10 protein-coding genes are annotated in these 13,339 nt (G+C 58.2%); 3 read left to right on the forward strand and 7 right to left on the reverse strand.

Annotation, left to right across the window (positions count from 1 at the left end; translation table 11 throughout):
* The 3 genes from E6W33_RS23415 to panB are packed head-to-tail and all read left to right on the forward strand — an operon-like array spanning window position 1 to window position 1,816.
* Window positions 1-348 (forward strand): DMT family protein, encoded by a 348-nt coding sequence (locus E6W33_RS23415; protein WP_136419794.1) that lies wholly within the window; start codon window positions 1-3, stop codon window positions 346-348.
* Entirely contained in the window at window positions 345-986 is a 642-nt protein-coding gene (locus tag E6W33_RS23420; protein ID WP_136419795.1) for a deoxynucleoside kinase, read from the forward strand. The genes E6W33_RS23415 and E6W33_RS23420 overlap by 4 nt, the downstream gene beginning before the upstream one ends.
* 2 nt (window positions 987-988) lie before the next feature.
* The gene (panB, locus tag E6W33_RS23425; RefSeq protein WP_136419796.1) at window positions 989-1,816 is read left to right on the forward strand and encodes a 3-methyl-2-oxobutanoate hydroxymethyltransferase; all 828 of its coding nucleotides are present in this window, start codon (window positions 989-991) and stop codon (window positions 1,814-1,816) included.
* On the opposite strand, the gene can is transcribed toward panB, so the two are convergent.
* The 7 genes from can to hemH form a co-directional block, all read right to left on the reverse strand.
* Entirely contained in the window at window positions 1,813-2,490 is a 678-nt protein-coding gene (can, locus tag E6W33_RS23430; RefSeq protein WP_136419797.1) for a carbonate dehydratase, read from the reverse strand. The two genes, panB and can, sit on opposite strands and share 4 nt — an antisense overlap.
* A 242-nt stretch (window positions 2,491-2,732) precedes the next feature.
* On the reverse strand, window positions 2,733-3,416 hold the full coding sequence (locus E6W33_RS23435; protein ID WP_247869755.1) for a chalcone isomerase family protein: 684 nt from the start codon (window positions 3,414-3,416) through the stop codon (window positions 2,733-2,735).
* A 105-nt stretch (window positions 3,417-3,521) separates the two neighbouring features.
* Window positions 3,522-7,733, reverse strand: coding sequence for an EAL domain-containing protein (locus E6W33_RS27960; protein ID WP_136419798.1), 4,212 nt, complete (start codon window positions 7,731-7,733; stop codon window positions 3,522-3,524).
* 254 nt (window positions 7,734-7,987) lie between these two features.
* Window positions 7,988-9,124 carry a molecular chaperone DnaJ gene (gene dnaJ, locus E6W33_RS23445; protein WP_136419799.1) on the reverse strand — a complete coding sequence of 379 codons (1,137 nt, stop codon included), beginning with the start codon at window positions 9,122-9,124 and terminating at the stop codon, window positions 7,988-7,990.
* A gap of 117 nt (window positions 9,125-9,241) precedes the next feature.
* Window positions 9,242-11,182 carry a molecular chaperone DnaK gene (gene dnaK / locus E6W33_RS23450; protein ID WP_136419800.1) on the reverse strand — a complete coding sequence of 647 codons (1,941 nt, stop codon included), beginning with the start codon at window positions 11,180-11,182 and terminating at the stop codon, window positions 9,242-9,244.
* 98 nt (window positions 11,183-11,280) lie between these two features.
* Window positions 11,281-11,814, reverse strand: coding sequence for a nucleotide exchange factor GrpE (gene grpE / locus E6W33_RS23455; RefSeq protein WP_247869756.1), 534 nt, complete (start codon window positions 11,812-11,814; stop codon window positions 11,281-11,283).
* A 410-nt stretch (window positions 11,815-12,224) separates the two neighbouring features.
* Window positions 12,225-13,331 (reverse strand): ferrochelatase, encoded by a 1,107-nt coding sequence (gene hemH / locus E6W33_RS23460; RefSeq protein WP_136419801.1) that lies wholly within the window; start codon window positions 13,329-13,331, stop codon window positions 12,225-12,227.
* Window positions 13,332-13,339: the final 8 nt, after the last annotated feature.

The following is a 13,339-nucleotide window of genomic DNA, read 5'->3' on the forward strand; positions in this document are numbered from 1 at the left end:
ATGCAAATTCCTGTCGTCGCCCAAACCGTCGGCCTGCTGACGCTATCGAATGTATTCATGACCGTCGCCTGGTATGGCCACTTGAAGAACCTCGCGAGCAAGGCGTGGTGGATCGCCGCACTGGTGAGCTGGTCGATCGCCTTGTTCGAGTATCTGTTGCAGGTACCCGCCAACCGCATCGGCTACACCGAACTAAGCCTTGCGCAACTCAAGATCATGCAGGAAGCCATCACGCTGACCGTCTTCGTACCGTTCGCGATGATCTACATGAACCAGCCGTTCAAGCTGGACTACATATGGGCCGGTCTGTGCCTGGTGGGCGCTGTTTACTTTATCTTCCGCACATGAGTCTCGATCGATACAAATACGTGGTGGTCGAAGGACCGATCGGCGTCGGCAAGACGACCTTTACGCGCAAGCTGGCGGAGAGCATGAAGGCACAGACGCTGCTCGAAATGCCGCAGGAAAATCCGTTTCTCGAAAAGTTCTACCGCGATCCCGCACGCTATGCGCTGCCGACGCAGATGTTCTTCCTGTTCCAGCGCATGAACCAGTTGCGCGACCTGGCACAGACCGATCTGTTCGATACGCGCGTGGTGTCGGACTTCCTGCTCGACAAGGACCCGATCTTCGCGCATCTCACACTGGGCGACGACGAACTTCATCTTTATCAGCAACTGTATGACCATCTGCGCCCGCAAGCCGCCGTTCCCGATCTGGTGATCTACCTGCAGGCGCAGCCGGAGACACTGGTCGAACGGGTCAAGAAGCGCGGCATCGCGATGGAAGCAGGGATTTCCGAAGTGTACTTGTACCGGCTCTGTGAAAGTTACAGCCGTTTCTTTTATCATTACGACGCCGCGCCGCTGCTCGTCGTCAATACCGAGCGGCTGAACCCCGTGGACCGCGACGAGGATTTCGCATTGCTGATCAGCCGCATCAGCAACATGCGTGGCAAGCGGGAATTTTTCAACCTTGGGGAATGATTATGTCGGGATATCTGCAAGACGCTGCAAGCACCGTGCGCAAGGCAGTCACCGGACCGTCGCTGCTGGCCATGCGCAATAACGGCGAGAAGATTTCTGTGCTGACTTGCTACGACTCCAGCTTCGCTGCGCTGATGGACCGTTGCGGCGTGGAAGTATTACTGGTCGGAGATTCTCTGGGCAATGTCTGCCAAGGCCACAGTTCGACCCTGCCGGTGACGCTGGCGGATATCGCCTATCACACTGCATGCGTCGCACGCGGCAATCAGACTGCGTTGCTGGTTGCCGACATGCCTTTCGGGACGTATGCGACGCCGGAATCAGCATTCGACAATGCGGTGAAACTGATGCAGGCCGGTGCGCAAATGGTCAAGCTGGAAGGCGGTACCTGGCTGGTCGATACCGTACGATTCCTCACCGAGCGTGCCGTTCCGGTGTGCGCACATCTCGGGCTGACACCGCAGTCGGTGCATCAGCTTGGCGGGTTCAAGGTGCAGGGCAAAACGACAGAGGGCGCGGACCGCTTGAAAGCCGATGCGCTTGCCTTGCAACAAGCCGGTGCGTCGATTCTCGTGCTGGAAGCAATTCCTGCCCCGCTGGGACATGAAGTCACGCAACTGCTCGCAATTCCGACCATCGGGATCGGTGCCGGTCCTGAATGCTCCGGTCAGGTATTGGTAATGCACGACATGCTGGGAGTGTTCCCCGGCCGCAAGGCGCGTTTCGTGAAGAACTTCATGGAAGGCCAGACCAGCATTGAAGCGGCGGTGCGCGCCTTTGTCGCGGCAGTCAAGGACAAGTCCTTCCCTGCCGCGGAACACTGCTTCTAATCCGGGCTGTCCTCGTAGCGCGCGAAGCACGCCGGCAGTTTCGCCGCCAGCTCCTCGGTACTGCTGACAGTCAGCCCGAGATCGTGCAGCAAACCATCCTGCAATCCGTAGATCCAGCTATGCACGATCAGGTTCTGGCCGCGATCCCACGCATCTTGCACGATCGTGGTCTGACAGACATTGACCACTTGCTCCAGCACATTCAGCTCGCATAGACGATCGTGCTTGACCTTCGCCGGCAGGGCTTCGCCCAGGTAGCGTTCATGCTTTGAATGCACGTCCTGCACATGTCGCAACCAGTTGTCAGCCAGGCCGATACGTCGGCGCGTCAGAGCGGCATGCACGCCCGAGCAGCCATAGTGTCCGCACACGATGACATGCTTGATTCCAAGCACATCGATAGCGAACTGCAGTACCGACAGGCAGTTCAAATCGGTATGCACCACGACGTTGGCGATATTGCGATGGACAAACATCTCGCCGGGAAGCAGATTGACGATTTCGTTGGCGGGGACGCGGCTGTCGGCGCAGCCGATCCAAAAGTATTCAGGCGACTGCTGAGCGGCCAGCGTCTTGAAGAAGTCGGCGTCCTTGGCCACCATGGACGCCGCCCACTCGCGGTTACTTTGGAACAGTTGTTCCAACATCAAATTATCCTTGTCTTGTCCTGTCATTGTTCAGATGCTCGGAAAATGGGGATCGGGTCCTCGGCATGAAGGAGCGTGCGGGCCGCCGGTGGAACTCGGCAGATATTGGCGCGCTGGGAGGGTCGTCGTTGCCGAGGTTGTACCGCCATTATACAGACGTTGCGGATGTTGTTTGAATGGCAGGGAAAACCGGCGGAGGAGGATTTAGAGCAGCGACGGTGCCGGGGCGACACCGCCGCAATATTGACGCGCCTGTTGAAAGGCGTAATTCAGTAGCTGTTTCCGCGCTGAGGCTCCTCGGGCTGCTCGCCGAGCAAGAGAGGCTTGAGCCGGGAATCCACTGGTTTCTCGCCCAGCCAGATTTTCAGGAGCGAGTTGTAGAAGATGACGTCAGGAAGGGGATCCGATACCTTTTTGCCGTTCAGATGCACGACAGTGCCGGTACCAGGAATCCAGTCCGTGGTGAGTACATCCCCCTTTTTCAACTCCGGGATAGATGCAAAAATCTCGCCGAATTTTTGCAGCTGCAGCACGATCTTCGATTTTTCCGCCCTGTCGCTGTTCTGATGAATTCCGCTCATGAAGCCGCGGCCCAACTCCTCGTTGCTGATATCCCGCAGCATGACGATGGTGACGCGCTTGGCACCGGGGACGGAGAGTACATCTTGTACCGTGCGCTTCTTGTCTGCCAAGTAGAGGCCGGCGACATAAACTTTGAAAATCGCCTTGTAGCGTATGCCGGCGCCGTTGAGCTTGAGATCCTGATTCGCCAGACGAATCGTGTCGTCGAGTTTCACGCCTGCGACCTCCGCAGCAAGAACGTTGGCGCCCATCGTCAGCGCAGCAGCCATGCTGATAACACCAAGTACACGAGAAATACGGACGCGAAGATTCATATTCCCTCCCGAAACACGGCGCAACAGCGCGAAAAATAGCACGAATGTCTTTTTCATTATCCGGCGAAAAAATAGAGAAGAAGCTCTAATTTCGTGCTTTGATGCAATATTTCGCGAATAGCGATCGCCGGGCAATGTTCATTTCAGCTCGGACAGGTCCGTTTATCCGATCCCGAGACCCATGACAGACGCCTGCGACAGCTCAACCGTGGCAACGCCGTGCACCAGCTCGTAATGCTGAAACGCCTCGCGAATATTCAGACGCAATACTTCGTCGTCCCACGGCTTGAGGAAGAACCGGTAGATCGCGCCGCGATTGATCGCATTCATGATGGTTTGCAGATCGGCTGAATCGGACAGGACGATACGATGGGTTTCGGGATACAGCTCGTTTGCCTTGCTCAGGAATTCGGTGCCGCACACTCCTTGAACAATCTGGTTGCAGACAATGACATGCACCTGATGACGCGCCAGCAGTTCGAGCCCTTCCCCCGCCGAACGCGCGGTCAGGATGCGGTAGCCTTCATGGCGCAACAACCGGTTCAAGGACGAGATGGATTCGTCATCGTCGTCGACGATCAGCAAGGTTGGCCTTGGCGCGGATTGGTCCTTCGGTTCGACCGACAGCTTCTTGCCCTGCCGCAGCGCGTCTTCGAGGTCCTCCGCTGCGATCGGCCGGCTGAAATAATATCCTTGCATCTGGTCGCAGGCGTGGCGTTGCAGGTAGGCCAGCTGTGCCTCCGTTTCCACACCCTCGGCGATCACATTGATGCGCAAGCTGTGCGCCAATGAAATGATCGACCTGACGATCGCGGCATCGTCGGGATCGATCGTGATGTCTTGCACGAAGGACTTGTCGATCTTGAGCACGTCGACCGGAAAGCGCTTCAAATACGCCAGACTTGAATACCCGGTGCCGAAATCATCGATCGAGATCTTGACACCCAGGCTTTTGAGCTCACCCAGGATTGTCACCGCGCGATCCACATCCGCCATGACCAGGCTCTCGGTCACTTCAATGTCGAGATAGCGTGCTTCGAGACCGGTTTCTTCGAGGATTGCGGCGATCGATTGCACCAGGTCGGCCTGGGCAAACTGCCGCACAGAGAGGTTCACCGCCACGCGTGCGTCACCGAGTCCGGCGTCGTGCCAGGCCTTGTTTTGACGGCAGGCGGTTCGCAACACCCAGGCGCCGATCGGCTGGATGAGCCCCGTTTCTTCCGCCAGTCCGATGAAGCGCGCTGGCGGAACCATGCCGAACTCGGGATGTCGCCAGCGGATCAAGGCTTCGACGCCGACGATGCGGCCGCTGCGCATATCGACTTGCGGTTGGTAATGCAGCAAGAGCTCATTGCGTTCCAGCGCATTGCGCAAATCGGTTTCGATGCGCAGCCGTTCCATTGCCCGCTCATTCATGGCGGGCGCATAGAATTGGAAATTGTTGCTGCCGACCTCTTTTGCGCGATACATGGCGATATGCGCATGCTTGACGAGGATTTCGGCTTCCGCGCCGTCTGCCGGAAAGGCAGCCACCCCAATGCTGCAGGATGGGAAGATCTCGTGGCCGGCAATGACAAGTGGCTTCGCGATGGCATCCATGATACGTTGCACCGCGGTTGCTGCGAGCGTTTCATCGGTGCGTTCCGGCAGTATCAGCACGAACTCGTCGCCGCTCAGCCTGCCGACCGTATCGGTGTCGCGTACCGTTTCCTTCAAGCGTTCGCCGATTTGTTTCAGCACCGTGTCGCCCGCCTCGAAGCCAAGCGTATCGTTGACCAGTTTGAAGCGGTCAAGATTGATGAACGCCACCCATACCAGATGCTCGTAGCGAGAGGCATAGGCGATGGCCTGGCTCAGGCGGTCGCGTACCAGGTTGCGATTTGCCAGTCCGGTCAGCGCATCGCGATTGGCCTGGAACTCGAGCTCCGCTTCGTATTTCTTGGTCGCGGTGATGTCATATTTGGCGGCGACGAAATGGGTGATGTCGCCCGCATCGTTCCTGACCGGCGCGATATGCACGTCGCTCCAGAACGGCGTGCCGTCCTTACGGTAATTGCGTACGATCGCATGGCCCTCGCGCTTCTCGATGACCAGGTTGCGAATCTCTTCGAGCCCGGGCTGCTCGCGCTCGGCCGCGTGCAGAAAGCGCAGACTGCGGCCGACGACTTCCGAGGCGCTGTAACCGGTAATGCGCTCGAAGGCCGAGTTGACGTATTCGACCGGGTAGTCCGGTGCCTGCGCGCTGGTGATGATGATGGCATTGGCGCTGGCTTCGATGGCCCGCTCGCGCAAGTGCGACGATGCCTCCGCCATCTTCCTGCCGCTGCGATGACGCAGCGCCTGGACAGCGACCGTGACACTCTGCGCAAGATCGGTCAGCAGCTCGACCGCCTCATTGTCGAAGGAGTCAGGTTCGCTGGCATACACATTGAGCAGGCCGATGGCCCCTTCCTCGTGAAACAAGGGCAGCGCAATCTTGGAATTGAAGCCGCGGCGCAATGCTTGTTCGCGCCAGGGACGTTGCGCAGCATCCTGATGGAAGCGATTTGCGACAGATGGACGCCCCGTACTGATGGCTGCGCCGATCGTGGAGAACTGCTCCAGCTCGCCTGCCTCCAGCAGGCCCCTGATATCGTCCAGATACCCGTCGTGCCGGCCGGCCACACCGACCGGAACGATGCGGGTGCCGCCTTTGTCCGGCAGCACGCCGACCCAGGCCATGCGATAGCCGACTTTCACTACCACATCGCAGATGCCTTGCAGCAGAACCTTTTCATCGTTGCTTGCCGCGATCACCTCTTCGCATTCATGAAAGGCACGCAAGGCACGGTTACTCCTCCGCAGGGACTGTTCCAGCCGGCGTTGTTCGGTGATGTCTGTATCAATGCCATTGATCAATCCGCTTCCGGGGTTGTCCCCTGGCGTGAAGTGCGCCTCGCAGCGCATCCACCTCACTTGGCCATCAGGGCGAACGATACGGTATTCGAAGGTATCGTGCTCCTTGCTAGTGATGCGCGGGGAAATGGCAACGACCTTGCGCCGGTCTTCCGGATGAAGGCACTTCAACCACAGGAAGGGGCGATTGTAGAAGGCCTCCGCAGGATAACCGCAGACGCGCTCCACCGCGACGCTCACATATTTGAGCTTGCCCGAGGGTAGCTCGATCGTCCACAGTACGGCATCGATCGCCTCCGTAATCCGCGCCAGTTGCGTTTCCTTCGAATGCAGGACGCTCTCGACCTCCCGTGCGTGCTTGTCCAGGTGCTGGCGTGAGCGCTCCAGCTTCTGAATGAAGAAAAAAATCAGCAGGCTCAACAGCCCCGTGGCAAGGGCCGCAACCGGCGGCAGCCAGTTCTGGGTGCGGTGAAGGAACTCAGGTAGCGCAGTGACTTGGAGGTGCCACTGACCGCCCCCGATGTTGATTTCGTAGCTGCGAAAATCGGGAAATGCTGCATTGCCTGAGTGCAGCGCCTCGGCGTGACGATAAGCGCCACTGTCAAAAACGAGATTATTCTTGTCATGCGTTGCAGCGCGGAGGTCCGCAGCCTGCATGTCGTAGATCTCGACATCCAGATCACTGAGCAACGATTGCCCAAACACCTTGCCGAGCATCTCGTCAACCAGAATGACCAGGGAGACTGTGCCAAGGAATTGCTGACGCCGCTGCTCGACACCGACAGGCGTGATGCCCCCACGGTACACTGGCAGGAAGAAGATCACGCCGTCGAACGGCACTGGCAATACCGACAACCGCACTCGTCCGGTGGCACTCCAGTCGCCCGTATCTCTCGCCCGCATGATGGCCGCGCGCCGCTTCGGCTCACTCCCCTGATCAAACCAGGCACCGGCCTGGTTCGTATCCATCGGCTCGGTATACCGGACCACGAATGCTTCCTCCGACGGCATGCGGGGATGAATGACAGGCGGTGGATAGCCAAGACTATCTTCCTGCAATTCTTCACGCGCATACTCCTCAAAGACTGGCCCATCACCCGGTGCCACACGCTCGGTATAGACAAGCGCCTGAATGCCTGGGAACCGACTCTGAAGGTTCAAGGATTCGGCGACATGCTTGAAAGCTTGTCTCGAAAGATCGGGATTGACGACGAATTGCGCCTGCAAGCCCCGCAGGACTTCCGCATAGCTGTTGATTTCGCGTTTGAGGCTGTATTCTGCCTCCCTCGATCGCAGGTCAAGCTCCGAGGACAGCTCTCTGTCGACAAACAGGCGGCTCTGCCAATAGACGATTCCGGCGGCGGACAAGCCAAGTACCAAGAAAACCCAAGGCAGTCCCCATCTGGCACGGCGGGCGGAGCGCCCGGTAGAAACCGCTGCTTCCATCTGGTCTTCACCTATCCTGGTCATTGGCTTCATACCGCTGTTCGATGTCAAGCGAAGAGGCACGGCGACATGCTTTAGCAACCGACCAGAGTGCCGGCAGATAACAAAGCTTCGACATGATCCGGCGAGCAATCGGAAAAAGAATTGCGCCAGATCAATTCTTTCAGAAATTTTCCCGCAAGGAAATAATGTGTATGCATTTGGCGAAAAAAAACCGCTGATCGGTTTGAATCAGCGGTTCGTGACAGATCGTCCGTTCGGCAGACGATGACAGGAGTTTTCCCGGATTACTCGAAAAACTCCTTCACCTTGTCTTTCCAGGATTTGCTTTGCGGACTGTGCTTGGACCCGCCGGCTGTTGTCAATCGCTCAAACTCCTGCAACAGCTCTTTCTGGCGATCGGTCAATTTCACTGGAGTCTCGACCACGACATGGCAGAACAAGTCGCCTGCATAGCCGGAACGCACGCCCTTGATGCCCTTGCCGCGCAGGCGGAAGGTCTTGCCTGACTGTGTGCCTTCCGGCAAGGTGAATGAAGCCTTGCCGTTCAGGGTCGGCACCTCCACCTCTCCGCCCAGCGCGGCCTTGGCGAACGACACCGGAATTTCACAGTGCAGATCGTCGCCATCGCGCTGGAATACCTGATGCTGCTTGATGCGAATTTCGACATACAGATCGCCCGGGGGGCCGCCGTTCATGCCGGGCTCACCGTTGCCGGACGAACGAATGCGCATGCCGTCGTCGATGCCGGCCGGAATCTTCACTTCCAGCGTCTTGTTGCGCTTGATGCGTCCTGCGCCGCTGCAGCTCGGGCAGGGATTCGGAATGATCTTGCCGGTCCCGTGGCATTTCGGGCAGGTTTGCTGGATGCTGAAGAAGCCTTGCTGCATGCGGACCTGGCCCTGCCCGCCGCAGGTCGAGCAGGTAGTCGGCGAAGTGCCGGGCTTGGCGCCCGAACCGTGGCAGGTGTCGCATTCGCTCCAGGAAGGTACGCGAATGGTCGTGTCGAAGCCATGTGCCGCCTGCTCCAAGCTGATTTCGAGGTTGTAGCGCAGATCCGCGCCGCGATAGACCTGGGGTCCGGAGCTGCGTCCGCGCGCACCCTGGCCGAAGATATCGCCGAAGATATCGCCGAAGGCGTCCGAAAAGCCGCCGAAACCGGCACCGGCACCGCCGAAACCGCCGCCGCCCATGTTCGGATCCACACCGGCATGGCCATACCTGTCATAGGCCTCGCGCTTGCCGGGGTCGGACAGCATCTCGTAAGCTTCCTTGGCCTCCTTGAATTTCTCTTCCGCGCCTTTGCTATCCGGATTGCGGTCCGGATGGTATTTCATGGCGAGCTTGCGATATGCCTTCTTGATATCTTCATCCGAGGCATCTTTCGCTACGCCCAGTATTTCGTAAAAATCACGCTTTGCCATCTTGTCGGCGTCCTGTTATCTAAGCGAAAACGCCGAGCCGAGGATCGCATGACGATCACTACGGCTCGGCGGGTCAGCGCGGTGTGGGGTTAAGCCCTCTGCCGCGTGACTACAACCTTATTTGTCTTTGACTTCCTTGAAGTCCGCGTCGACGACATCTTCTTCCGCCGCCTTGGCTTCGGAGGCACCTGCGCCCGCAGCGCCTGCTGCACCCGCAGCACCGGCCTGTTGCGCCTGAGCGTCAGCATACATCTTCTCGCCCAGTTTCTGTGCAGCGGTCGACAAGGCAGCCACCTTGGCATCGATCTCGGACTTGTCGTTGCCTTTGAGGACTTCTTCCAGATCCTTGATCGCTGCTTCGATCTTCTCTTTCTCGCCGCCGTCGAGCTTTTCGCCGTACTCGGTCAGAGCCTTGCGCGTCGAGTGCACCAGCGCATCGCCCTGATTGCGGGCATCGGCCAGCTCCTTCAGCTTCTTGTCCTCGTCGGCATACAGCTCGGCGTCCTTCACCATCTTCTGGATTTCATCCTCGGTCAGACCGGAGTTGGCCTTGATGGTGATCTTGTTTTCCTTGCCGGAAGCCTTGTCCTTCGCGCCGACATGCAGGATACCGTTGGCGTCGATGTCGAAGGTCACCTCGATCTGCGGAATGCCGCGCGGCGACGGCGGAATGCCTTCCAGGTTGAATTCACCCAGCAGCTTGTTGCCGCTCGCCATTTCGCGCTCGCCCTGGTACACCTTGATGGTTACCGCCGGCTGATTGTCGTCCGCCGTCGAGAACACCTGGCTGAACTTGGTCGGGATCGTGGTGTTCTTCTGGATCATCTTGGTCATCACGCCGCCCAGGGTCTCGATACCGAGCGACAGCGGGGTCACGTCCAGGAGCAGCAGGTCCTTGCGATCGCCGGACAGCACCGAACCCTGGATCGCGGCACCGACGGCCACGGCTTCATCCGGGTTGACGTCCTTGCGCGGCTCCTTGCCGAAGAATTCCTTCACCTTTTCCTGCACCTTCGGCATGCGGGTCATGCCGCCGACCAGGATCACGTCCTGAATATCGGAAACCTTGACGCCTGCATCCTTGATCGCGATGCGGCACGGATCGATGGTACGGGAAATCAGTTCCTCGACCAGCGATTCCAGCTTGGCGCGGGTGATCTTCATGTTCAAGTGCACCGGCGCGCCGTTGACCATGGCGATGTACGGCTCATTGATTTCAGTCTGCTGCGAGGACGACAGTTCGATCTTGGCACGCTCGGCGGATGCCTTGATGCGCTGCAGCGCAATCGCGTCCTTCGACAGATCAAGGCCGTTGATCTTCTTGAACTCGTCGATGATGTAGTCGATGATGCGCTGGTCGAAGTCTTCGCCACCGAGGAAGGTGTCGCCATTGGTCGACAGCACTTCGAACTGCATTTCGCCTTCCACGTCGGCGATTTCGATGATCGAGATATCGAAGGTGCCGCCACCCAGGTCATACACCGCGATCTTGCGGTCGCCCTTGCCGCTCTTGTCCAGGCCGAAAGCCAGTGCAGCCGCGGTCGGCTCGTTGATGATGCGCTTGACATCCAGGCCGGCGATGCGGCCGGCGTCCTTGGTTGCCTGACGCTGCGCGTCGTTGAAGTAGGCAGGCACGGTGATCACGGCTTCGGTCACTTCTTCGCCGAGATAGTCTTCCGCGGTCTTCTTCATCTTGCGCAGGACTTCTGCGGAAACCTGAGGCGGCGCCAGCTTCTTGTCGCGCACTTGCACCCAGGCGTCGCCGTTGTCGGCCTTGACGATCTGGTAGGGCATCAAGTTGATGTCCTTTTGCACTTCCTTCTCATCGAACTTGCGGCCGATCAGGCGCTTGACGGCGTACAAAGTGTTCTTCGGATTGGTCACGGCTTGGCGTTTGGCTGGCGCACCGACCAGGATCTCGCCGTCTTCCTGATAGGCGATCACGGAAGGCGTCGTGCGGGAGCCTTCGGAATTCTCGATAACCTTCGGCTGACCGCCTTCCATGATAGCGACGCAGGAGTTGGTCGTACCCAAGTCAATGCCAATAATCTTGCCCATGATGATGTTCCTTTAAAACGATGGTTTGTTTTCTGATGTGTTGAATATGTGGAACAAAGTGCCGGTTTCAAGCACTTTAAACACGTTTTGTGATCTTTTTATTGTGCTACCGTGACCAAGGCCGGCCGCAACAGACGATCGGCAATCATGTAACCCTTCTGCAGGACGCTCACAATCGTGTTGGCATCCTGCTCGGCGGGAACCATGGAAATCGCCTGGTGCTTCATCGGATCGAGCTTTTCGCCCGGTACAGGATTGATTTCCTGCAGACGGTTGCGCTCAAAGGCTGCAGACAGTTGCTTGAGGGTCATTTCCACCCCTTCCTTCAGGGATTCCACCGAGGGCGAGTCCAGCTTCAGCGCCATCTCGAGGCTGTCCTTGACCGGCACCAAGGCTTCGGCAAAGTTTTCGATGGCGAATTTGTGCGCCTTGGCGATATCCTCCTGGGCGCGACGGCGGATGTTCTCCGAGTCGGCCTTGGCGCGCAGGAAGGCATCCTGCATCTCACTGATCTTTGCCTCGGCAGCCGCCAGCTTTTCTTCCAGACCGTCCGGCGCTTTGTCCATCACCACATTGTCTTGGGACTGGGTGGCCTGTTCCGCCTGATCCTGCATCTTTTCCTGGTTTTCCATCACAAAAAATCTCCAACAATCAATGGCTTAGTCTCAATTGCGATAGTAAATAGGGGTATTCCGCGGGTTTTCAAGGGGAATTCTTGATTTTATTGCACCCGCTCTACCCGCTCGTTCGACTCGGCTGAAAGCGTAAAGCCTTGTTACACACTTTACCGGTTCACAGGCTTCAAATTGCCGGGCTACGTACTAGGATGATGTTATCGGCGTTGCAACCGTCTGCCTCCCTGGTTGCAAGGAGAAACACCATGAAACTACCTCTCATTTCGGCGTCCGTCGTGGCTTATACCCTGCTCGCGACCGCATGGATCTGCCAGACAAACCTGATTCCGCCCTACTTCCACTAAAGCAGGCGGCAATCTCTGCCAGCCCGCTATCGGCATCAAGGACTGCGCCCTGACGGCAACTTTCTATTTGTCCGCGCCCAGGAGCATGGCTTGCTCGCGGGAAACTTGCGCATCGCGGTTGCGTTCTTCGCGCGCCTGCGGCGTGAGCATGGTGGGCCAGCCGATCATGTGCTGCTCGACGATCTCGGCCAGCCCGGCAATCCACGCCGGAGAATCGTTCAGGCAGGGAATGTAATGAAACTCCTTGCCGCCAGCGGTCAGAAAATCGCGCCGGACTTCCATCGCGATTTCTTCCAGCGTTTCCAGACAATCGCTCGTAAAGCCAGGGCAAATGACATCCACGCGCCGTACACCCTCCTTCGCCAGTTTGACCAGCGTCGGCGCCGTGTAAGGCTGCAGCCATTCGGCCTTGCCGAAGCGCGACTGGAACGTGACCAGATACTCGTTCGCGGAAAGCTGCAACTGCGCTGCCAACAAACGTGCCGTCTTGTAACACTCGCAATGGTAAGGATCGCCCAGCAGCAGCGTCCTTTTCGGGACGCCGTGAAAGCTCATCACGAGTTTGTCAGGCCGGCCGTTCAGGTCCCAGTGGGCAAGTACCGACTTGCTCAATGCGTGAATGTAAGCCTCGTGGTCGTGATAATGCTTAATCAGACGCAATTCCGGCACGTTGCGCACGCGGGAATAATGGCTGAACACCGCGTCGAAAATCGATGCGGTCGTCGTGCCGGAGTATTGCGGGTAGGCGGGAAGAACGAGAATGCGGTCGCACCCGTCGGCCTTGAGCTTGTCGAGAACTTCCCGCATGGACGGATTACCGTAGCGCATGGCGTAGGCAACTTGCACCTCGTGTCCGCGCTCGCCAAGAAAACCGCGCAACAGGCTTGCCTGCCTTTCGGTATACACCTTGAGCGGCGAACCTTCCTTGGTCCAGATCGATGCGTATTTGGCGGCTGACTTGCCGGAGCGCAGCGGCAGGATGATGCCATTCAGGATCGGCCACCATGCCAGCTTCGGAATTTCGACCACGCGCGGATCGGAGAGGAATTCCTTGAGATAGCGACGCAGCGCCGAGGCGGTCGGCGCATCCGGCGTGCCGAGATTGACCAGCACCACGGCGGTCTTAGCTACCGCGCCGTGCGTGTAAGGAGGTTCCTGATTCTGAGACATTGTGTTCG

The sequence above is a fragment of the Herbaspirillum sp. ST 5-3 genome (assembly GCF_004804275.1).
Lineage (GTDB): Bacteria > Pseudomonadota > Gammaproteobacteria > Burkholderiales > Burkholderiaceae_D > Noviherbaspirillum.